Below are 22553 nucleotides of genomic sequence, written 5' to 3' on the forward strand. Positions count from 1 at the left end.
GGGCCGGGTGGATGCCCCGTCACAGCGGGTTTCCTGATCGATTTTGTGTCCGAGCACGCCGCCCTGACGGCCGTACTGTGTGTCAACCTCGCGAATTGGACCGCTAGCCTGGTACGTGAGTGTGTCTGTAAATCACGAGCAGATGGATCGAGGCGAACGCCAGCCGTGTCCAGCAGCAGCCCTGCGTCACAGTTCGGCCCCAATGAGTGGTTGATCGAGGAGATGTACGAACAGTTCCTCCAAGATCCCTCTTCCGTAGACTCGGCGTGGCACGATTTCTTCGCCGACTACAAGCCGGGCCAGGCAGCCACCCAGAACACCGCTGCCGCCGCCGCGGCAACGGCCCCGACGACCACGGCCACCGCGACCCCCCGAGCCGCCGAGACCAACGGCCAGGTCCCGTCCGCGACCGCTGCCCCCGCCGCCAAGCCCGAATCCAAGCCCGCCCAGCCGAAGCCGTCGCCGCAGCAGGCCGCGAAGGCCGCGCCGGTGAAGGAGCCCGCCGCCGGCGAGGACGTCAAGACGCTGCGCGGTGCGGCCGCGGCGATCGCCAAGAACATGGACCAGTCGCTGACCGTGCCGACCGCGACGAGCGTGCGGGCGGTGCCGGCCAAGCTGCTGTTCGACAACCGCATCGTCATCAACAACCACCTGAAGCGGAACAAGGGCGGGAAGGTCTCCTTCACCCACCTCATCGGCTACGCGCTGGTGCGGGCCCTGCGGGACTTCCCGAACATGAACCGCCACTACGGCGAGGACGCCAAGGGCAAGCCCGCCGTCGTCACGCCCGAGCACGTCAACCTCGGGCTGGCCATCGACCTGCCGGGCAAGGACGGGTCGCGCAACCTCGTGGTCGCTTCGATCAAGGGCTGCGAGGACATGACGTTCTACCAGTTCTGGCAGGCCTACGAGGACATCATCCGCAAGGCCCGCAACAACGCGCTGACCGCCGACGACTTCTCCGGCACCACCATCTCCCTGACCAACCCCGGCCCGTCGGGCACCAACCACTCGGTGCCGCGGCTGACCAAGGGGCAGAGCGCGATCGTCGGCGTCGGGGCCATGGACTACCCGGCCGAGTTCCAGGGCGCCAGCGAGAAGACGCTGGTCGACATGGGCATCAGCAAGATCGTGACGCTGACGTCCACCTACGACCACCGGGTCATCCAGGGCGCCGAGTCCGGTGACTTCCTGCGCAAGATGCACCAGCTGCTGCTGGGCGAGGACGGGTTCTTCGACGACATCTTCGCGTCGCTGCGCATCCCGTACGAGCCGGTCCGCTGGACGCAGGACATCCCGGAGGGCGCGGTCGACAAGACCGCCCGGGTGCTGGAGCTGATCGACGCCTACCGCACCCGCGGCCACCTGATGGCCGACATCGACCCGCTGAACTACCGGCAGCGGCGGCACGAGGACCTCGACGTGCTGTCGCACAGCCTGACGCTGTGGGACCTGGACCGGGAGTTCGCCGTCGGCGGCTTCGCCGGCAAGGTGCACATGAAGCTGCGGGACGTGCTCGGCGTGCTCCGCGACTCGTACTGCCGCACGGTCGGCGTCGAGTACATGCACATCCTGGAGCCGGACGAGCGCGAGTGGCTGCAGCAGCGCGTCGAGAAGCCGCACACCAAGCCCGAGCCGTCCGAGCAGAAGTACATCCTGTCCAAGCTCAACGCGGCCGAGGCGTTCGAGACGTTCCTGCAGACCAAGTACGTCGGGCAGAAGCGGTTCTCGCTGGAGGGCGCCGAGACCGTGGTGCCGCTGCTGGACGCGGTGCTGGACACCGCCGCCGCCAGCGAGCTCGACGAGGTCGTCATCGGCATGCCGCACCGCGGCCGGCTCAACGTGCTGGCCAACATCGTCGGCAAGCCGATCTCGCAGATCTTCCGGGAGTTCGAGGGCAACCTCGACCCGGGCCAGGCGCACGGCTCCGGTGACGTCAAGTACCACCTGGGCGCCGAGGGCAAGTACTTCCGGATGTTCGGCGACGGCGAGACGAAGGTCTCGCTGACCTCCAACCCGTCGCACCTGGAGGCCGTGGACCCGGTCCTGGAGGGCCTCGTCCGCGCCAAGCAGGACCTGCTGGACAAGGGCCAGGAAGGCTTCACCGTCCTGCCGGTGCTGCTGCACGGCGATGCCGCGTTCGCCGGTCAGGGCGTGGTCGCCGAGACGCTGAACCTGTCGCTGCTGCGCGGCTACCGCACCGGCGGCACGGTCCACGTGATCGTCAACAACCAGGTCGGCTACACGACCGTCCCGGAGCACTCCCGGTCCAGCAAGTACTGCACCGACGTGGCGAAGATGATCGGCGCGCCGGTGTTCCACGTCAACGGCGACGACCCGGAGGCGTGCGTCTGGGTCGCCAAGCTGGCCGTCGAGTACCGGCAGGCGTTCGGCAAGGACGTCGTGATCGACATGGTCTGCTACCGCCGCCGCGGTCACAACGAGGGCGACGACCCGTCGATGACGCAGCCGAAGATGTACGACGCCATCGACAAGATGCGCAGCGTCCGCAAGGTCTACACCGAGTCGCTGATCGGCCGCGGTGACATCACCGTCGACGAGGCCGAGAAGGCGCTCAAGGACTACGCCAGCCAGTTGGAGCACGTGTTCAACGAGGTCCGCGAGCTGGAGAAGCACCCGCCGGAGCCGAGCCCGTCGGTGGAGTCCGAGCAGCAGCTGCCCCGGGGCCTGTCCACGGCGGTGCCCCGCGAGGTCGTCGAGCGCATCGCCGAGTCGCAGATCGCGCTGCCGGAGGGCTTCACCCCGCACCCGCGCGTCAAGCCGGTGCTGGAGCGCCGCGCCAAGATGGGCCGCGAGGGCGGCATCGACTGGGCCTTCGGCGAGCTGCTCGCGTTCGGTTCGCTGGTCATGGAGGGCCGCACGGTGCGGCTCACCGGCCAGGACAGCCGGCGCGGCACGTTCGGCCAGCGGCACTCGGTGCTCATCGACCGCAAGAACAACAACGAGCACACGCCGCTGCAGAACCTGTCCGAGGACCAGGCGAAGTTCCTGGTGTACGACTCGGCGCTGTCCGAGTACGCGGCGCTGGGCTTCGAGTACGGCTACTCGGTCGGCAACCCCGACGCCCTGGTGCTGTGGGAGGCGCAGTTCGGCGACTTCTTCAACGGCGCCCAGTCGGTGATCGACGAGTTCATCTCGTCCGGTGAGGCCAAGTGGGGCCAGCGTTCCGACGTGGTCATGCTGCTGCCGCACGGCCACGAGGGCCAGGGCCCGGACCACAGCTCGGCGCGCATCGAGCGGTGGCTGCAGCTGTGCGCCGAGGGCTCGATGACCGTGTCGATGCCGTCCACCCCGGCGAACTACTTCCACCTGCTGCGGCGGCACGCCCTGGACGGCATCCACCGCCCGCTGGTGGTGTTCACGCCGAAGTCGATGCTGCGGCTGAAGGCGGCCACCAGCCCGGTCGAGGACTTCACCCAGGGCAAGTTCACCTCGGTGATCGACGACCCGGCGCAGCCGGACCCGGCGTCGGTGCGCAAGCTGCTGCTGTGCTCCGGCAAGCTCTACTACGAGCTGGCCGCCAAGCGGGACAAGGAGGGTCTGACCGACACCGCGATCGCCCGCCTGGAGCAGCTGTACCCGCTGCCGCACCGCAAGCTGGGCGCGCTCCTGGAGCGCTACCCCAACGCCACCGACGTCCGGTGGGTGCAGGAGGAGCCGGCCAACCAGGGCGCCTGGCCGTTCCTGGGGCTGGCGCTGCCGGAGCTGTTCCCGCAGCTGCAGGGCAGGCTCCAGCGGGTGTCGCGGCGGCCGATGGCCGCTCCGGCCACCGGTCTGGCCAAGGTTCACGAGGTCGAGCAGGCCGAGGTCGTCAGCAACGCCTTCGCCTGATCTCCGGGCCTTTCCCGGGCCGCCGGTCCCCGCGGGGACCGGCGGCCCGTTTTTTCGCGCCACGGCGGCGCGTTCTCCGGCGGGACGGTGCTCGCCGGGTCGACGGCGTTTCGTACTCTGGCGTGTTGCACGTTCGACGTTGATGTTCTGGCAGGAGGGACGCGGTGTACTTCACCGATCGCGGCATCGAGGAGCTGGAAGACCGGCGTGGCGACGACCAGGTCACGCTGGCGTGGGTGGCCGACCGGATGCGCGCGTTCGTCGATCTCAACCCGGAGTTCGAGGACGCCACCGAGCGGCTGGCCACGTTCCTGGCCCGCGACGACGCCGACGACGAGTGACGCGCGGCGGCGGCCCGGCCGCCGCCGCGCAGCCCCGATGTCCCCCGTCTTCGTCAACATCAGCCCCCACGAGGTGATGCAACGCGCGGGTGCTGAACGGCTGTGATCGCCTCTGTGACGGCAATGATCCCGTCACAACGGAGGAAGAACCCATGCGTCGTCTGCTCGTCGGAACCGTGCTCGCCGGCCTCGCCCTGACCGGGGCCGCCGGATCCGCGTTCGCCGCCGAAGACCCGGACCAGCAGATCCCGCAGGCCACGTCCGACGGCCCGCAGGGCATGGTGGACCAGCAGCAGTCCTCGGACGACGATTCCCAGGGTTCCCCTTGGCAGGGCTGGCCGGGCATGTGGGACCAGGAGCCGTCCATGCAGCAGCCGTCCATGCAGATGCCCGGCCAGGACGAGTCCCCGGTGCACACCCTTCCGGCGGACGCCTTCGGCGGCATCGGCCAGTAACGACGAACCTTCCCTCCCCCCAGGACGCGCCCCGCCCGAAACCCCCTCCGGGCGGGGCGTTCCCTTGTGCAGCGGCGCTAACCAGCGAGTGCAGAAAACCGAGATGGACCCGGGCGCGAGCAGGGGGCGAGACTCCGTGGCGGCCGTGACGGCGGCCGCGTGGAACGGAGGGAACGTGCGCGCTCTGGTGAAGACCTCGCCCGCGCCGGGCCTGGAGCTGACCGAGCTCCCCGACCCGGCGCCGGGCCCCACCGACGTGGTGGTGCGGGTGCAGCGGACCGGGATCTGCGGGACCGACCTGCACATCGCGTCGTGGGACGACTGGGCCGCGAAGACGGTGCCGACACCGCTGGTGGTGGGGCACGAGTTCGCCGGCGAGGTGGTGGCCACCGGCTCCGCCGTCACCCGCGCCCGCGTCGGCGACTTCGTCAGCGGCGAGGGCCACCTGGTGTGCGGCGAGTGCCGCAACTGCCTGGCCGGGCGCCGCCACCTGTGCGCGCGCACCAGGGGGCTCGGCGTGCACCACAACGGCGCGTTCGCCGAGTACGCGGTGCTGCCGGAGCAGAACGTGTGGGTGCACCGGGGTGCGGTCGACCCGGACGTCGCCGCGATCTTCGACCCGTTCGGCAACGCGGTGCACACGGCGCTGACCTTCCCGGTCGTCGGCGAGGACGTGCTGATCACCGGTGCGGGCCCGATCGGGCTCATGGCCGCGAGCGTCGCCCGGCACGCCGGGGCCCGGCACATGGTGATCACCGATGTCAGCGAGCACCGGTTGGAGCTGGCCCGGCGGGTGGGCGTGGACCTGGCGGTCGACGTCGCCAACGAGGAGATCGGCGACGCCCAGCAGCGGCTCGGCATGACCGAGGGCTTCGACGTCGCGATGGAGATCTCCGGTCAACCGTCGGCGATGCGCGACATCGTCGCGAACATGGCGCACGGCGGGCGGATCGCGATGCTGGGGCTGCCCACCGCGGACTTCGCGGTCGACTGGAGCGCGGTCGTGCTGAAGATGCTCACCGTCAAGGGCGTCTACGGCCGGGAGATGTTCGAGACCTGGTATTCGATGTCGGTGCTGCTGGAGTCGGGGCTGGACCTCTCCCCCGTCATCACGCACCGGTTCCCGTACACGCGGCACGCCGAGGCGTTCGAGACGGCTCGGTCGGGTCGCTGCGGCAAGGTCGTCCTGGACTGGACGGCGGAAGGGACGCTGTAGATGTACACGATCGCCGGTGACCTGCGGGCCGAGCTGGACGAGATCTCCTCGGCCGGGCTGTACAAGCACGAGCGAGTGCTCGTTTCGCCCCAGCGCGGCCGCGTCGGCGTCGCCGACTCCGAGGTGCTGAACTTCTGCGCCAACAACTACCTGGGCCTGGCGGACCACCCGGCGCTGGTGGCCGCGGCCCGGGAGGCGTTGGACCAGTGGGGGTTCGGGATGGCGTCGGTGCGGTTCATCTGCGGCACGCAGGCCCCGCACAAGCGGCTCGAAGCCGAGCTGTCGGATTTCCTCGGCACTGACGACACGATCCTGTACAGCTCGTGCTTCGACGCCAACGGCGGTTTGTTCGAGACGCTGCTCGACGACCGGGACGCGGTGATCTCCGACGAGCTCAACCACGCGAGCATCATCGACGGCATCCGGCTGTGCAAGGCCCGGCGGGCCCGCTACCGCAACCGCGACATGGCCGACCTGGAGCGGCAGCTCAAGGAGCACTCCGCCGCCCGGCGCAGGCTGATCGTCACCGACGGCGTGTTCTCGATGGACGGCTACCTGGCGCCGTTGGACGAGATCTGCGCCCTGGCCGACCGGTACGACGCGCTGGTGATGGTCGACGACTCGCACGCCGTCGGCTTCGCCGGTGCGACCGGGGCGGGTACCCCGGAGCTGTTCGGGGTGACCGACCGCGTCGACGTGCTCACCGGCACGCTGGGCAAGGCGCTCGGCGGGGCCAGTGGCGGTTACGTGGCGGCGCGCGCCGAGATCGTCGAACTGCTGCGGCAGCGGTCCCGGCCGTACCTGTTCTCCAATTCGCTGGCGCCGTCGATCGTGGCCGCCTCGCTGGCCGCGCTGGACCTGGTGCGGGAGCGGCCCGAGCTGCGGCAGCGGCTGCGGGACAACAGCGAGCTGTTCCGGCGCCGGATGACCGAGGAGGGCTTCGACCTGCTGCCCGGTGACCACCCGATCATCCCGGTGATGATCGGCGACGCGGCCGAGGCGGCGCGGATGGCCGATCTGCTGCTGGACGAGGGCGTGTACGTGATCGGGTTCTCCTACCCGGTGGTGCCGAAGGGCAAGGCGCGCATCCGCACGCAGATGTCCGCGGCGCACGACGCCGAGGACGTCGAGCGGGCCGTCGCCGCGTTCGTTTCCGCACGTGAGCGGATGGGTACCATCGCCAGGTGATTGACCCCCGGCGCCTGCAGGTCCTGCGCGCGCTCGCCGACCACGGCACGGTGCGCGCCACGGCGGAGGCGCTGTACCTCACACCGTCCGCGGTGTCGCAGCAGCTCACCGCGTTGGAGAGCGAGGTGGGCCAGTCGTTGCTGGCCCGCCAGGGCCGCCGGGTGCGGTTGACCGCCGCCGGGGAGTTGCTGGTGGAGCACGCCAAGGCGGTGCTCGCCGAGCTGGAGCGAGCCGAGGCGAGCCTGGCGGCGTGCGCCACCGGCGCGGTCGGCAAGGTCGAGGTGGCGTCGTTCGCATCGGCGATCACGCAGGTGGTCGCGCCGTCGATCGTGGCGTTGCGGCGGCGCGCGCCACGGGTGCGGGTGGTGGTGCGCGACGCCGAGGCGCACAACAGCCTGATGATGTTGTTGGCGGGCGAGACCGACATCGCGATCTCCATGGAGTACAGCTCGACGCTGCCGACCGACGAGAGCAGGCTGTCGCGGTTCCCGCTGTACTCGGAGCCGTTCGACGTGGTGCTGCCGCCCGCGCACCCATTCGCGGAACGGGCGGCGGTCGCGGTGGCGGACCTGCGCGACGAGGAGTGGATCGCGCCGCTGCCGGGCAACCCGTGTCGGGCGGTGGCCCAGGTGTTCTGCGAGAACGCGGGTTTCGTGCCGCGGATCACGCACACCTCGGACGACTTCCACGCGGTGGTCGCCCTGGTCGCGGCCGGGACCGGGGTCGCGCTGGTGCCGCGCACCGCCGTCGGCGACGACCACGGGGCGCTGGTCCGCCCGGTGGCGGGGCCGCCGCCGACCCGGCGCGTCTTCGCTGCCGTCCAATGTGGACGCCAGGAGCACCCGCTGGTCCGGGTGGTCCTGGACGCGCTCCTGGCGGAGAGCGCGGAGTGCGGGATTCCCGGGAACTGATCCCACTCCCCCTTTCGAGCACCTGTTCGACCGGAACGAGTGATGCGAAGAGGTGTTCGACGCGGGGATAGTCGGCGTCATGAACCGAGAATCACTGCTCACCCCTGGTCAGGCGGGCGGCTTCCCGCTCGGCGGACGGATTCGGCGTCAGTCCGCGGGAACCGGCGAGTTTGGCGGCGATGTGTTCGCCGATCGTGGTCGGCGCGTACAGCGGCGCGGCACCTTCCGGCACGCAGCCGGGCAGCGGGCTGATCACGGCGTCGTAGTCGCCGTCGTGGAAGTACGCCGCGGACCGGCGGCGGACCAGCCTGCCCTGCTCGTCGGTCGGCGGCAGCACCCGGTGCATCGTCGACATCCACTGGTCATTGGTCCACCGGGCGAGCGCGTCACCGAGGTTGACCAGCAGCGCGCCGCGCATCGGCAGGACGTCGCGCCACCGGCCGTCGCCGTCGAGGATCTGCAGCCCCGGAACGGGATCCGCCCACAGCGCGGTCACGATGCCGAAATCCGTGTGCGCCCCCATGCCCATCTGGTCACGGTCCACAGTGGTCTCGGCGTCCGGGAGCATGTAGTGGTTCATCCGCAGCAGGTCGACGGAGTGCCCTGTGAAGCGCCGGAAGTGCCCTTCCGGCAGGCCGAGCGCGTGGGCGAAGACGTCGGTCAGCTGGCGGGTGAGCGCGCCCGCGTACCCGCGCCAGGTGTCGACGGCCGCGCGGAAGTCCGGCAGGTCGGGCCAGATGTTGTCCGGGTAGTGCGCCGCGGGCAGCCGTTCGTCCGGGTAGTCGGCGGCTTCGGCTCCGACGTTGAACGCCTCGAAGAGATCTTCGGGGGTGCCGACGCCGAGGCTGAGGCTGACCTTCTCGGCGCGCGGCGGGCTGTAGCCGCGGTTGATCTCCGGCGACGGTGCGCGCAGCGCGAGCTTGTCGGCCATCGGCAGCGCGAAGAACGCGTCGATCGCATCCGCCAGCCCGGTGGCCGCCGCCTCGGGGATTCCGTGCCCGATGACCTGCATGAAGCCGACGGTGCGGGCCGCCTCGTCGATGGCGGCGGCCACCGCCGCCCGGTCCACCCGCCCACCACGGGTCCAGCCGGCGATGTCGATCACCGGGACTTCGAGGGTTCCTCCGCTGTGGTCGTTCGCCATGGTCGTGCCCCTCCCCTGGATCTGGTCGGGACCGTGCCGGGTTCGGTCGGCGACGCACTTGAACAAAACGTTGAAGAGTTTTCCAGTCCTGGCGCGCCGGTGACCACACTGCAAACGGGTTGTGTCAGCGGGCCGGATGTCCCAGGAGGGCGGCGAGTTGGGTGCGGGAGGTGATGTCGAGTTTGGGGAAGATCTTGTACAGGTGGTAGCCGACCGTGCGGGGGCTCAGCGACAGCCGTTCCGCGATCTGGCGGTTGCTCAGTCCCTCGGCGGCCAGCAGCGCGATCTGGTGTTCCTGCGGGGTGAGGTCGTCCTGCGGGCGCGGGTTGTGGGTTTCGCCGGTGGCGCGCAGCTCAGCGTGCGCGCGCATGCGCCACGTCTCGGCACCGAGGCGCTGGAAGTGTTCCTCGGCCATGCGGAGGTGTTCGCGGGCTTCCTGGTGGCGTTTGCGCCGTCGCAGCCACGCGCCGAACTGGAGCTCGGCTCGTGCGCTGGACATCAGCCGGCCCGTCTCCGCGCTGAGGTCGAGCGCTTGCCGGTGCCGCTGCTCGGCGTCGTCGCCGTCGAGCAGCGCGCGGCAGCGAGCGAGGTCGAGGTGCGCCCAGCGGGCAGCCCCGGCATCGACCCAGCGGGCGAAATCGGCGACCAGCACTTCCGCTTCCGCACGCCGATTCGCCTGCACCGCCGCCTCCACCAAGTCCACTGTGGACAGTCGGCGGAGCACGGTGTGGTGCAGGCTGTCGTCGTTCTGGTGCAGGGCGCGCAACCGGTCGAACGCCTCGGCCGGGCGCCCGCTGGACAACGCGGCCAGGCCGCGCACCCACTGCATGGTGGGCGGCTGCCGACCGGCTGAGCGTCTGCCCGCATGCCGGGCTGCGGCGTCGACGCACCCCGAGCACGCCTGCTCGTTTCCTCGGGCGGCGGCGATCCACGCCGAGGTGAGCAGCAGTTCGGAGTGCAGGGCGTGGTGCCCGAGCTCGTCGGCGAGCCGCGCTCCTTGCTCGGCGTTGGCGACCGCGTGGTCCCAGTGCCCCAACGCGAGTTGCGCGGTGGCCAGTTTGAGCAGCAGCAACGCTCGCGTGCTCGGTGCGGCCTGCACGGCCTCGCCGCGCAGCAGCGTCGCGAACAGCTGCGCGTAGCGGTCCTCCTCGCCGATGAACACCGGCAGCAGCGGCGGCGGCCAGGCCTTGGGGTGCAGCGCGTCCGAGGGCTTCGCCCACCACGCCAGGGACCGGAGCGCCTCGCGCTGGTCCGGATTCGGATCGCTGCGGCCCGCGGCGATCCGTTGCAGCGCGCCGACCACGCCGGGCACCGGTTCCAGCCTGGGCTCCACGGTCCCGCGCAGCCGGGCCACGGTGTCCTGCAACGATCCGGTGGTGGCGTTCTCCCACCCGGCGGTGAGGACGGTGACCAGCAGCCGGAGCGCGTGCTCGGCGCTGCCCGGTTCCAGGTCGGTATCGGTCGGCAGAAGTCGCCATCCGCTGGTCCACGACTCGCGGAAGCCGTGGATCACCGCTCGGATGATCGAGGCGCTGGTGCGGGCGTCCGGGCTGCGCTGCGGCGCGGCTTGTTCCAACAGGTCCAGGGCGTGGTCGCTGTACCCGGCGAGCCAGGCCAGTTCGGCGGCCATGATCCGGTAGCGCTCGCGTTCGGCGCGGTCGGCGGTCAGGACGGCGGCCTGGACGGCTGCTTCGCGTGCCTCCAGCAGTTGCCCGGCGTGGGCCATCGGCACCGTTGCCGCGGCGAGCGCGGCGGCGGCCCGGTCCGGGTCGGTGAGCGCTCCGGCGAGGTAGCGGGCGTGTTCGACGGGCCAGTCGGTCTCGTCGGCGGCCTCGGCGAGTGCGGCGCAGACGCGTGCCGTGGCGGCCCGGGTGGCGGACTGCCGGACGGCGGCGCGCACCAGCGGCGACGACCACCTCGGCACGTCGGCGGCGTGCACCACGCCGGCCTGTTCGGCGGGGGCGAGGTCGTCGAGGCGCAGTCCGACCGACCGAGCGGCGCGCAGGCACACCGCGAAGGAGTCCGGTCCGAGGGCGAGCACGAGCAGCCAGGTGCGGGTTCGGTCGGGCAGCCGCGCCCACGGGCGGCTGAACACCTCCAGCGAGCGACGGCCCAGCAGCACCTGGCGCGGCAGCGGGTCCCGGCCGGCGAGCTGGTCGGGGGTGAGCGTGTCGGCGAACTCCTGGATGGCCAGCGGGTTCCCGTCGCAGCGGCGGGACATCTCGGCCAGCACGTGATCCGGCGCGTCCACATCGGACAGCAGGTCGCGGGCGGACCGGGCGTCGACGGGCGGCAGCTCGATGCGCGGCAGCCGAGCGAGTTCGTCGTGCAGTGGTCGTTCGGCGGCCGCCGCGAGGACCACGCCCAGCCGTCGCCCGCGCACCCGCCGGGCGACGTGGGCGAGCACGCGGGCCGACTCCTGGTCGGCCCAGTGCGCGTCGTCGACCAGCAGCAACGCCGGTTGTCGCGTGTCGAGGAACTGCCAGAAGCCGCGGCGGACCTCGTCCGGGTCGTCGCTGTCGGGGACGCCGGGCAGTTGCCGCAGCAGCGCGAACGGCTGGGAGGTTTCGTCCGGGCTGCCCGACAGCCGCAGCACCTGCATGTCACCTGCGGCGTCGGCGAGGTGCTGGAGCGCGGTGGTCTTGCCCATCGCGCGGGAGCCGACCAGCGCGCAGGCGACTCCGGTCCCGGTGCGGACCTGGTCGGCCAGGCGCGCGTGCCCGCTGCGGCGAATCTCCGTCGACATCTCCCTCACGGCTGATGTTAACGCGACCAGTCAGTTGACGGATGCGACCGAGGCCGCTGCGGGCGCATCGTCGCGGACGAGCCCCGAACGGGGCCCGACCTGCGAAAAGCTCACAACGGAGGTCACATGACCGCGACCCATCCCACGACGCGGCACCTGGTCGGCCGCAGCGAGGACGTCCCCGAGGGCGGCCGCCACGTGGTCGACGTCGCTGGCACCACGATCGGCGTGTTCCGGTTCAAGGGTCGGCTCTACGCCTACGAGAACGTCTGCCCGCACCAGGGCGGACCGGTGTGCCAGGGGCGTCTGGTGCCGCGCGTGGCGGAAGTGCTCGACGAGGACAAGTGCAGCCGCGGCCAGCGGTTCGATTCCGACGACCTGCACATCGTCTGCCCGTGGCACGGGTTCGAGTACAGCGTCGCCACCGGCGCGCACCCCGGTCACCGGCACATCCGGCTGCGCGACTTCCCGGTCGACGAGGAGGAGGGCAACGTCTATGTCACTGCCTGAACTGTCCCGGCAGCTCAGCGACGAGGTGGACCGGCTGGTCGGCGAGGGGCGGGCCGCCGAGGTCGGCGCCGAGGACCTGCGGCGGCTGGTCAGCTCGGTAGTGCGGCTGTACGCCGCCGCCAACGAGGGCGCCGACGAGGAGGTCGAGCCGCTGGACGACGACATCGCCACCACCGACGCCGTCGTGCTGGCGACCGCGCTGCTGAAGGCCCAGGACCTCAACCCCTTCGACCTGGCGCTGTGGTTCTCCCGCAGCCGGGTCGCCGGCTGATTCCGGCTCTCCCACCTCGAAGAAAGGATCGACACCGTGGTTGACTCCGCTCAGCGGCGGGAAACCCAGGAGATCACCATCCACACCGACTCCCGGGAGATCCTGGCCAACGCCCGCCGGGACATCGAACGCTACGGCCTGGACGACTACTTCATCGTCGACGTCGACTCGCACCACGTCGAACTCGACTCGTGGCCGCAGATCATCGAGCGCATCGAGGACCCGGTGCTGCGCGACAGCGGCCTCCAGATGATCAAGAACTGGCCGAACGCCAAGAACGTCGCGCTGAGCAACCACCCGCCGGGACTGACCATGCAGGACGTCAGCGGTCGCGTCCTGCACCAGGCCACGCTCGCCGAGCCGGTGCCGGACAGCGACCTGCACCGGGATGTGACGCTGGTGCGCCGCGCGATGGACTCGATGGGCATCGACGTCCAGGTGGTGTTCCCGCAGCCGATGCTGGAGATCGGCCTGCACCCCAACCCGAACGTGGCCACCGAGCTGATGATGGCCTACAACCGGTGGTTCACCGAGACGATCCTGCCGCGCGACGAGCGGATCAAGACGATGCTCGGCCTGCCCTTCGAGAACCCGGACGCGTCGCTGCGCACCATCCGCGAGTACTCCGACCACCCGGGTGTGATCGGGTTCCTGGTGACCAGCCAGCGGTTCACCGGCGTGCACCGCAACGAGTACATGAAGGTGTACGCGGCGCTGGAGGAGCGCGGGATGCCGATCGGCTTCCACGCCGGTCCGAACCAGGCGGACTCGATGACCTCCACGATGAACAAGTTCCTGTCCGCGCACGCGATCTCGTTCGTGACGTGCAACATGACGCACCTGACGAACTGGGTGATCAACGGCATCCCGGAGCGCTTCCCGAACCTGCGGACGATCTGGATCGAGAGCGGTCTGGCGTGGATCCCGTTCATGATGCAGCGCCTGGACCACGAGTACCTGATGCGCCAGTCGGACGCCCCGCTGCTGACCAAGCTGCCCAGCGACTACATGCGCGAGATGTACTACACCTCGCAGCCGATCGAGATCACCGACATGGGGCTGCTGGAGTCCACGTTCAAGGCGATGGACGCCGAGCACACCCTGATGTACTCGTCGGACTGGCCGCACTGGGACTTCGACGTGCCGGGCCGGATCATGAGCATCCCGTTCCTGTCCGAACAGGGCAAGCGGAACATCCTCGGCGAAACCGCCCGCAAGGTGTTCAACCTCTGAACCCATCCGGCCAGTGGAAACCGCGTGGCCGGGCTCACCGCCCGCCCGGAGGTAGGAGTGGGCGTCGAGCACCGGCCCCGGCTGAAAGTGAGATGCGATGCCACCTGTTGAACGGCAACTGCTGATCGGTGGTCAGGCCCGGCCCGGGGAGACCGGCCGGACCGAGCAGGACATCAACCCGTACACCGGCGAGGTGTTCGCGACGGTCGCGGCGGCGTCCCCGGCGGACGCGACCGCGGCGGTGGACGCGGCCGCCGCCGCGTTCCCCGAGTGGTCGAGGACCGACGTGGGGACCCGCCGCTCGATCTTCCTGCGCGCCGCCGACCTCGTCGAGGAACGCACCGAGGAGGCGGTGGCGCTGATGGCCGCCGAGGTCGGCGGCACCCGGCCGTGGGCGATGTTCAACGCCGCGCTCGCGGCGAACGTGCTGCGCGACGCCGCCGGGGTCATCACCGCGCCGCGCGGCGAGGTGCTGTCCGGTTCCAGCCCGGGGGAATGGGGTTTCGCGCTGCGGCAGCCCGCGGGTGTGGTGGCCGCGTTCGCACCCTGGAACGCGCCGCTGATCCTGGGCGCGCGGTCGTTCGCGGTGGCGCTCGCGGTCGGCAACACCGCCGTGGTCAAGCCGAGCGAGGACGCCCCGGTGGCGTCCGGGCTGTTCCTGGCCGACGTGCTGCGCGAGGCCGGGCTGCCGGACGGCGTGCTCAACGTGGTCACCAACGCCCGCGAGGACGCCGCCGAGGTGGGCGGCGCGCTGATCGCCGACCGGCGGGTGCGCCGGGTCAACTTCACCGGCTCCACCGGGGTCGGCCGCACGATCGGTGTGGAGGCCGCCAAGCACCTCAAGCCCGCCGTGCTGGAACTGGGCGGGAAGAACTCGATCCTGGTGCTCGACGACGCCGACCTGGACTACGCGGTCAACGCGGTGACCTTCGGCGCGTTCATGAACGCCGGGCAGATCTGCATGTCGGCGGACCGGGTGCTGGTGCCGCGCGCGTTGCAGCGGGAGTTCACCGAGCGGTTCGCCGCGAAGGTCGCCGAGCTGCCGGTCGGCGACCCGGGCAAGCCGGACACCGTGATCGGCCCCGTGATCGGCGAGCGGTCCGCGCAGCGGATCGCCGCACTGGTCGACGACGCGCTCGCCCAGGGGGCTGTGGCGCACTGCGGCGGCACCGCGCCGGAGGGGGCGGTGTACCGGCCGACGGTGCTGTCCGGCGTCACCCCGGACCAGCGGATCTACTCGGAGGAGATCTTCGGTCCGGTCACCACGGTGCTCGGCTACGACAGCGAGGACGAGGCGATCGAGATCATGAACGACACCCCGTACGGGCTGACCGCCGGGGTGATCACCGAGGACACCGGTCGCGGCTGGTCGGTGGCCCAGCGCGTGCAGACCGGCATCTTCCACATCAACGACCAGTCGGTCGGCGACGAGCCGCAGGCGCCGTTCGGCGGTGTGAAGGACTCCGGCTACGGCCGGTTCGGCGGCGCCCACGGCGTGGACGCCTTCACCGAGACCCGCTGGATCACCTTCCGCGAACGCGGAAACCGGGCCCAGTACCCGTTCTGACCGCCTGTCCGGAACAGCCGGGGGTGGAGGGGCACCCGTTCCCCCACCCCCGGGAGCCCATCAGCGGATGCGGGTGCCTCGGCGCCACACGGCGTGGGTGAGCGGGACTCCCGGCCGGTAGGCGAGCCAGGTGGTGCTCGGGGCGTCCAGGACGTGCACGTCGGCTCGCGCGCCGGGCCGCAGCACGCCGACCGCCCCGTCGCCGGTCTCGCGCCGCAGCGCGCGGGCGCCGCCCCAGGTGGCCGCGCGCACCGCCTCGGCCACCGTCATCCGCATCTGCAGCACGGCGGTGGTCACGCAGAACGCCATCGACGAGGTGTAGGACGAGCCCGGGTTGCAGTTCGACGCGAGCGCGACGGTGGCGCCCGCGTCGAGCAGGGCCCGGGCGTCGGGCAGCGGCTGGCGGGTGGACAGGTCGCACGCGGGCAGCAGCGTCGCGACCGTGCCCGAACCGGCCAGGGCGTCCACATCGGACTCGGTCAGGTAGGTGCAGTGGTCGACGCTGGCGGCGCCCACCTCGACCGCGAGCCGCACGCCCGGTCCGGGACCGAGCTGGTTGCCGTGCACCCGCAGCCCCAGGCCGCGCGCTTTCGCCGCTTCCAGGATCCGCCGGGACTGGTCGGCGTCGAACGCCCCCTGCTCGCAGAACACGTCGCACCAGCCGACGTGCGGCGCCACCGCGTCCAGCATCTCCCCGCACACGAGGTCCACATAGGACTCCGCGGTGGTGCCGGGCGGGACCAGGTGGGCGCCCAGGAAGGTGACCTCGTCGGCGGCGTGGGCGAGCCGGGCCGCGCGGAGTTCCTCGGCGACCGTCAGCCCGTAGCCGGTCTTGGTCTCCAGGCACGTGGTGCCCTGGGCGGCGGCTTCGTCGATGTGCCGGCGCAGGTTCGCCGCGAGTTCGTCGTCGCTGGCCGACCGGGTGGCCTCCACGGTGACCGCGATGCCGCCCGCCTCGTACGGCTGCCCGGCCATGCGGGCGGCGAACTCGGCGGTGCGGTCCCCGGCGAACACCAGGTGCGTGTGGCTGTCGACCCAGCCGGGCAGCACCGCGCGCCCGGCCACGTCGACGTGGTGATCGGCCTCCGGTGCGCTCCCGCTCGGCCCGACCCAGGCGATCCGGTCGTCCTCGACGACCAGCGCCGCGTCGGCGAGGGTGCCCAGCTCGTCGTCGTTGGTCGTCAGCTCACCGATGCCGGTGATCGCAGTGCTCGTCATCGCTGTCCTCGTCGTCGTGTTCAGATCAACGCCGTGATGGCCTCGCGCAGCTGCCGCGCGACATCGGGCACCGCGCGGTGGACCCCGTCCCGCACCACGGGGTCACCGCCGACGACCACGTGGTGGACGTCGTCGGCGCGCGCCACCGCCGGGGCCTCGCCCGGCGCGACACCCGCGAGCCGCACGCCGTCCAGGCGCACGGTCACGAAGTCCGCGCGGGCGCCTTCCCCGAGCCACCCGGCGTCGGGGACGCCGAGCGCGCGGTGGCTGTTGCGGGTGGCGATGTCCACCAGTTCGGGCGTGGTGAACGTGCCCCGCGTCTCGGTGTCCAGGCGCTGGTAGGACTCGACGGCCTGCAACTCGGTGAACGGGTCGATGGTCGAGTGCCCGTCGGAGCCCAGCGAGAGCGGGCTGCCCGCGATGTCCAGGGAAGCGGCCGGGCCGATGCCGTCGGCCAGGTCGGCCTCGGTGGTCGGGCACAGGCACACCCCGGTCCCGCTGCCGCCGAGCAGGGCGACGTCACCCGCGGCCAGGTGCGTGGCGTGCACGGCGGTGAGGTCCGCTCCGAGCGCGCCGGTGGAGTCCAGCAGCTGCGTCGGGGTGCACCCGTGCGCGGCGAGGCACGCCTCGTTCTCCGCGCGCTGCTCGGAGAGGTGGACGTGCAGCGGGGCGTCGATCTTGCGGGACCATTCGGCGACTTCCGGGATCTGCTCGGCCGGAACCGCGCGCACCGAGTGCAGCGCGGCCCCGAGCCGGACGAGGTCACCGTCGGCTTCGAACCGGCCGGCGCGGTCGGCCCAGGCGGCGGCGTCGCCGTCGGTGAACCGCAGCTGCACCCCGTCGAGGGGTCGGTCGAACCCCCCGGTGAGGTAGCAGGTGTCCAGCAGGGTCAGGCGGATCCCGGCGTCCCGCGCGGCCTGCGCCAGCGCCGCGCTCATCGCGTTCGGGTCCCGGTACCGCGCGCCCGCCGGGCCGTGGTGCAGGTAGTGGAACTCGCCGACGCAGGTGATCCCGGCCAGCGCCATCTCGGCGTAGACGCCGAGCGCGAGCTGGTAGTAGCGGTCCGGGTCGAGCGCCTCGGCGACGCGGTACATCCGTTCCCGCCACGTCCAGAAGGTGCCGCGCGTTCCGGCGGTTCCGCCGCGCAGCGCCCGGTGGAAGGCGTGCGAGTGCGCGTTCGCCAGGCCCGGCAGCGTCAGTCCGGGCAGTCGTTCGGCGCCCGGCTGGGAACCGGTGCGGACCGCGGTGATCCGCCCGTCGTCGACGTCGAGCAGCACGTCCGGGGCCGGACCGCCGGGCAGCCAGGCCCATTCGCACCAGTAGGTCGTCATGCGTCGCTCCCCGCGAGGTGTTCGAGGACTCGGGCCAGGGCGTGCGCACCGGCGTCGCAGTCGTCGGGTTCGGCGTACTCCTCCGGAGCGTGGCTGATGCCGGTGGGGTTGCGCACGAACAGCATCGCCGTGGGCACTTCGGCGGCGAGGATGCCCGCGTCGTGCCCCGCTCCTGTCGGCAGCACCGGAACGTCGCCGAGCAGACCGGTCAGCTCGTCGCGCAGTGCCGCGTCGAAGTGCACGGTGTCGCCGTAGGACTCCTCGGACACCTCCGCCCGGCAGCCCTCGGCCGCGGCGAATTCCTCGGCCATGCCGGACAGGTCGTGCACCATGGGCCGGGTCGCGCCGGAGGACCGCACGTCCAACCACACGTCCACTGTGGACGGGATGACGTTGGTGCCGCCCGGGTTCGGCACCAGCCGGCCGACGGTCGCCCGCCCGTCGCACCGCTGCGCGACGTCCCGCGCGGCGAGCACCAGCCGGGACGCCGGGATCATCGGGTCGCTGCGGTCGGAGATCAACGTCGCGCCCGCGTGGTTGCCCTGACCGCTGAACCGCACCCGCCAGCGCCCGTGCTCCAGGATCGACGACGCGACCGCCACCGGGCCGCCGAGGTCGATCAGGCCCCTGCCCTGCTCCACGTGCAGCTCCACGAACCGGCCGATGCGGCGCAGCGCGGCGTCGTCCCGCCCGGCCCGCTCCGGGGCGGCGCCGAACGCGCGCATCGCCTCGCCGAACTCCACCCCGTCCGGGTCGCGCAGCCCGCGCGCCCGGTCGGCGTCGATGGTGCCGGTGAGCAGCCGCGAACCCAGGCACGGCACGCCGAAGCGTCCGCCCTCCTCCTCGGCGAACACCACCACCGCGAACGGCCTGCTCGGTCGAAAACCCTTGGCGCGCAACAGATCCACCGCACTCAGCGCGCTGACCACGCCGAGCGGGCCGTCGAACGCGCCGCCGCCGGGCACCGAGTCGAGGTGGCTGCCGGTCACCACCGCGCCGTCGCCGGGCTCGCCCCACCACGCCCAGATGTTGGTGTTGCGGTCCGTCTCCACCTGCAGGCCCCTGGCCTGCGCCTGCTCGACGAACCACTCCCGCAGCTGCCGCTCGGCGTCGTCGAAGACGTGCCGGGAGAAACCGCCGCGCCGGCGGTCCGCTCCGACCCCGTCGATCGCGCCCAGCAACTCGCCCACCCTGGCCAACGAAAACCTCCTCGCACTCGACTGCCCCACACCCCGCGCGGTGTCGCGCGGAACCGCGCTTCCCAGCCCCCGGCCGGGTGAGCTTCCCACCCGGCCGGGGTCTTGGGTAGCCGTGCCGTCAGCCGACCAGCGGGGTGCGGACGCCGCGCTGCTCGGCGACCTCGTGGGCGCGGTCGTAGCCCGCGTCGACGTGGCGGATGACGCCCATGGCCGGGTCGTTGGTCAGCACGCGGGACACCTTGAGCGCCCCGAGTTCGGTGCCGTCGGCGACCGTGACCTGACCGGCGTGCAGGGACCGGCCCATGCCGACGCCGCCGCCGTGGTGCAGCGACACCCACGTCGCCCCGGACGCGGTGTTGACCAGGGCGTTGAGCAGCGGCCAGTCGGCGACCGCGTCGGAGGTGTCGGCCATCGCCTCGGTCTCCCGGTACGGCGAGGCCACTGAGCCGCAGTCCAGGTGGTCGCGGCCGATCGCCACCGGCGCGGACAGCTCACCGGAGGCGACCATCTCGTTGAACCGCAGCCCGGCCCGCTCCCGCTCGCCGTAGCCGAGCCAGCAGATCCGCGCCGGAAGCCCCTGGTAGGACACCTTCTCCCCGGCCATCCGGATCCACCGGGCCAGGTGCTCGTCCTCGCCGAACAGGTCCAGCACGGCCCGGTCGGTGGCGGCGATGTCGGCCGGGTCGCCGGACAGCGCGGCCCACCGGAACGGGCCCTTGCCCTCGCAGAACAGCGGACGGATGTAGGCCGGGACGAAGCCGGGGTAGTCGAACGCGCGCTCGTACCCGGCGAGCTTCGCCTCGCCGCGCAGCGAGTTGCCGTAGTCGAACACCTCGGCCCCGGCGTCGAGGAACCCGACCATGGCTTCGACGTGCCGTGCCATGGACTCGCGGGCCCGCTCGGTGAACTCCTCGGGCTTGTTGCGCGCGTAGTCGTGCCAGTCCGCCAGCTCCACGCCCACCGGCAGGTAGGACAGCGGGTCGTGCGCGGAGGTCTGGTCGGTGACGATGTCCACCGGCACGCCGCGGCGCAGCAGTTCCGGCAGCACCTCGGCGGCGTTGCCGATGACCGCGACGGAGTGGGCGCGGCGCTCGTTGCGGGCGGCGACGGCCTTGTCGACCGCGTCGTCCAGGTTGTCGGCGACCTCGTCGAGGTAGCCGTGCCGGACGCGCCGGTGCGCGCGCTCCGGGTCGCACTCGACGACCAGGGCGGCGCCCTCGTTCATCGTCACGGCCAGCGGCTGGGCGCCGCCCATGCCGCCGAGCCCGGCGGTGAGGGTGAGCGTGCCGGCGAGGGTGCCGCCGAACCGCTTGGCCGCGACGGCGCCGAAGGTCTCGTAGGTGCCCTGCAGGATGCCCTGGGTGCCGATGTAGATCCACGACCCCGCGGTCATCTGGCCGTACATCATCAGGCCGAGCGCGTCGAGGCGGCGGTACTCCTCCCAGTTCGCCCAGTCGCCGACCAGGTTGGAGTTGGCGATGAGGACCCGGGGCGCCCACTCGTGGGTGCGCAGCACGGCGACGGGTTTGCCGGACTGCACCAGCAGCGTCTCGTCCTCGGAGAGGTCGGTGAGCTGCCGGTTGATCGCGTCGTAGCAGGCCCAGTCGCGGGCGGCCTTGCCGGTGCCGCCGTAGACGACGAGGTCGTCGGGGCGTTCGGCGACCTCCGGGTCGAGGTTGTTGCGCAGCATCCGCAGCGGGGCCTCGGTGCTCCAGCTGCGTGCCGTGAGGGTCGTGCCGCGCGGGGCGCGCACGGGACGTGCTCCAGCACTCATCGGGTCTCTCCCTGTCGGACGGATTCCAGGTGGGCGGCGACGGCTTCGCGCACCGCGCCGGAGCGGACCAGTTCCTCGGCAGCGGCGATCTCGGGCGCCACGTGCCGGTCGGGGCCGGGCCCGGGGACGCGGGTGCGCAGCAGGTCGCGGACGGCGGCGGTGGCCGGGGCGGGCTGCAGCGGGGCGCGCAGGTCGAGCGCCCGGGCGGCGGTGAGCAGCTCCACGGCGAGCACGGTGACCAGCCCGTCGATGCCCCGGCGCAGCTTGCGGGCGGCGGACCAGCCCATCGAGACGTGGTCCTCCTGCATCGCGCTGGTCGGGATCGAGTCGACCGACGCCGGGGAGGCCAGCCGCTTGAGCTCGCTGACGACGCCGGCCTGGGTGTAGTGGGCGATCATGTGCCCGGAGTCCACGCCGGGGTCGTCGGCGAGGAAGGCGGGCAGCCCGTGCGAGCGGGCGACGTCGAGCATCCGGTCGGTGCGCCGTTCGGCGATGCTCGCCACGTCGGCGAGCGGGATGGCCAGGAAGTCCAGCGCGTAGGCCACGGGGGCGCCGTGGAAGTTGCCGTTGGACTCGACGCGCCCGTCGTGGAGCACCACCGGGTTGTCGATGGCGGCGGCGAGTTCGCGGTCGGCCACCAGCCCGGCGTGCGCCACCGTGTCCCGCGCCCCGCCGTGCACCTGCGGCGAGCAGCGCAGCGAGTAGGCGTCCTGCACCCGCGGGCAGTCGGGTCCGCGGTGGCTGGCCACGATCTCCGAGTCCGCCAGCAGCGCGGCCATCCGCGCCGCGGAGGTCGCCTGCCCCGGGTGCGGGCGCAGCCGCTGGAGGTCGTCGGCGAAGACCCGGTCGGTGCCCAGCAGCGCCTCGACGCTCATCGCGGCGGTCACGTCGGCGACGTCGAGCAGGTCGGACAGGTCGCGCATCGCCAGCACCAGCATGCCGAGCATGCCGTCGGTGCCGTTGGTCAGCGCCAGGCCCTCCTTCTCGGCGAGCACGACGGGTTCGATCCCGGCCTCGGCGAGGGCTTCGGCGGCGGGGCGGCGCTGCCCGGCGGGGTCGAAGACCTCGCCCTCGCCGGTGAGCGCGAGCGCGACGGCCGCCAGCGGGGCGAGGTCGCCGGAGCAGCCCAGCGACCCGTACTCGTGCACCACCGGCACGATGCCCGAGTTGAGCAGCGCGGCCAGGGCGTGCGCGGTCTCCGGGCGGACACCGGTGCGCCCGGTCGCGACGGTGTGCAGCCGCAGCAGCATCAGCGCGCGCACCACCTCGGGTTCGACGGGGGCGCCGGCGCCCGCCGCGTGCGAGCGGACGAACGACCGCTGCAGCGCGGTGCGCCGGTCGGCGGGGATGTGCCGGATCGCCAGGGCGCCGAACCCGGTGGACACCCCGTAGGTGGGGCTCTGTTCGGCCGCGAGGGCGTCGATGTGCTTGCGGGTGGCGGCGATGCCCTGTTCGGCGAGCGAGGTGAGCTCCACCCGAGCCCCACCCCGTGCGACCTCGACCACCTGACCGCAGGTCAGCGGCTCGGGGCCGATCTTGTGCGCGTTGTCCTGCATGTCTCCATGACAGCCCGGCGGACCCGGCGGCAGAAGCCCGG

At 72.0% G+C, this 22553-nt stretch carries 17 protein-coding genes; 10 read left to right on the plus strand and 7 right to left on the minus strand.

Going from position 1 to position 22553, the window contains the following annotated elements; genetic code table 11:
* Positions 1–165 precede the first annotated feature (165 nt).
* From NV263_RS26155 to NV263_RS26180, 6 genes are all read left to right on the plus strand, one after another.
* Positions 166–3852, plus strand: a complete 3687-nt coding sequence (locus NV263_RS26155) for a multifunctional oxoglutarate decarboxylase/oxoglutarate dehydrogenase thiamine pyrophosphate-binding subunit/dihydrolipoyllysine-residue succinyltransferase subunit (protein ID WP_263249295.1) — start codon at positions 166–168, stop codon at positions 3850–3852.
* 164 nt (positions 3853–4016) lie between these two features.
* Positions 4017–4193, plus strand: coding sequence for a DUF6104 family protein (locus tag NV263_RS26160; protein ID WP_263249296.1), 177 nt, complete (start codon positions 4017–4019; stop codon positions 4191–4193).
* A 152-nt stretch (positions 4194–4345) separates the two neighbouring features.
* On the plus strand, positions 4346–4648 hold the full coding sequence (locus tag NV263_RS26165; protein WP_263249298.1) for a hypothetical protein: 303 nt from the start codon (positions 4346–4348) through the stop codon (positions 4646–4648).
* 175 nt (positions 4649–4823) lie between these two features.
* Positions 4824–5864, plus strand: coding sequence for an L-threonine 3-dehydrogenase (tdh, locus tag NV263_RS26170; protein WP_263249299.1), 1041 nt, complete (start codon positions 4824–4826; stop codon positions 5862–5864).
* Positions 5865–7052 (plus strand): glycine C-acetyltransferase, encoded by a 1188-nt coding sequence (locus NV263_RS26175; protein ID WP_263249300.1) that lies wholly within the window; start codon positions 5865–5867, stop codon positions 7050–7052.
* Positions 7049–7963 (plus strand): LysR family transcriptional regulator, encoded by a 915-nt coding sequence (locus NV263_RS26180; protein ID WP_263249301.1) that lies wholly within the window; start codon positions 7049–7051, stop codon positions 7961–7963. The genes NV263_RS26175 and NV263_RS26180 overlap by 4 nt, the downstream gene beginning before the upstream one ends.
* Positions 7964–8054: 91 nt before the next feature.
* Here the strand turns inward: NV263_RS26180 and NV263_RS26185 are convergent, their stop codons facing one another.
* A complete protein-coding gene (locus NV263_RS26185; protein ID WP_263249302.1) occupies positions 8055–9107 on the minus strand; it encodes an isopenicillin N synthase family dioxygenase in 1053 nt (350 codons plus the stop codon).
* Between the two features lie 124 nt (positions 9108–9231).
* Positions 9232–11853, minus strand: coding sequence for a helix-turn-helix transcriptional regulator (locus NV263_RS26190; RefSeq protein WP_263249303.1), 2622 nt, complete (start codon positions 11851–11853; stop codon positions 9232–9234).
* A 126-nt stretch (positions 11854–11979) separates the two neighbouring features.
* On the opposite strand from NV263_RS26190, the gene NV263_RS26195 reads away from it, so the two are divergent.
* From NV263_RS26195 to NV263_RS26210, 4 genes are all read left to right on the plus strand, one after another.
* Entirely contained in the window at positions 11980–12363 is a 384-nt protein-coding gene (locus tag NV263_RS26195) for a Rieske (2Fe-2S) protein (RefSeq protein WP_263249304.1), read from the plus strand.
* On the plus strand, positions 12350–12634 hold the full coding sequence (locus NV263_RS26200; RefSeq protein ID WP_263249305.1) for a hypothetical protein: 285 nt from the start codon (positions 12350–12352) through the stop codon (positions 12632–12634). The genes NV263_RS26195 and NV263_RS26200 overlap by 14 nt, the downstream gene beginning before the upstream one ends.
* A 36-nt stretch (positions 12635–12670) precedes the next feature.
* Positions 12671–13867: an amidohydrolase family protein gene (locus NV263_RS26205; RefSeq protein ID WP_263249306.1), complete on the plus strand. Its 1197-nt coding sequence runs from the start codon at positions 12671–12673 to the stop codon at positions 13865–13867.
* Between the two features lie 97 nt (positions 13868–13964).
* Positions 13965–15434 (plus strand): aldehyde dehydrogenase family protein, encoded by a 1470-nt coding sequence (locus tag NV263_RS26210; protein ID WP_263249307.1) that lies wholly within the window; start codon positions 13965–13967, stop codon positions 15432–15434.
* 60 nt (positions 15435–15494) lie between these two features.
* Here NV263_RS26210 and hutI read toward each other — a convergent pair whose 3' ends face one another.
* The 5 genes from hutI to hutH form a co-directional block, all read right to left on the minus strand.
* Positions 15495–16652: an imidazolonepropionase gene (gene hutI / locus NV263_RS26215; RefSeq protein ID WP_263249308.1), complete on the minus strand. Its 1158-nt coding sequence runs from the start codon at positions 16650–16652 to the stop codon at positions 15495–15497.
* A gap of 20 nt (positions 16653–16672) precedes the next feature.
* Positions 16673–17983, minus strand: coding sequence for a formimidoylglutamate deiminase (locus tag NV263_RS26220; RefSeq protein ID WP_263249309.1), 1311 nt, complete (start codon positions 17981–17983; stop codon positions 16673–16675).
* A complete protein-coding gene (locus tag NV263_RS26225) occupies positions 17980–19182 on the minus strand; it encodes an allantoate amidohydrolase (RefSeq protein WP_263249310.1) in 1203 nt (400 codons plus the stop codon). The genes NV263_RS26220 and NV263_RS26225 overlap by 4 nt, the downstream gene beginning before the upstream one ends.
* Positions 19183–19300: 118 nt before the next feature.
* Complete coding sequence (gene hutU, locus NV263_RS26230; protein ID WP_263249311.1) at positions 19301–20956, minus strand: urocanate hydratase; 1656 nt, start codon at positions 20954–20956, stop codon at positions 19301–19303.
* Positions 20953–22512, minus strand: a complete 1560-nt coding sequence (hutH, locus tag NV263_RS26235) for a histidine ammonia-lyase (protein ID WP_263249312.1) — start codon at positions 22510–22512, stop codon at positions 20953–20955. Before hutH ends, hutU begins: the two co-directional genes overlap by 4 nt.
* Positions 22513–22553 lie beyond the last annotated feature (41 nt).

The sequence above is a fragment of the Saccharopolyspora rosea genome (assembly GCF_025643595.1).
Classification (GTDB): Bacteria; Actinomycetota; Actinomycetes; order Mycobacteriales; family Pseudonocardiaceae; genus Saccharopolyspora; species Saccharopolyspora rosea.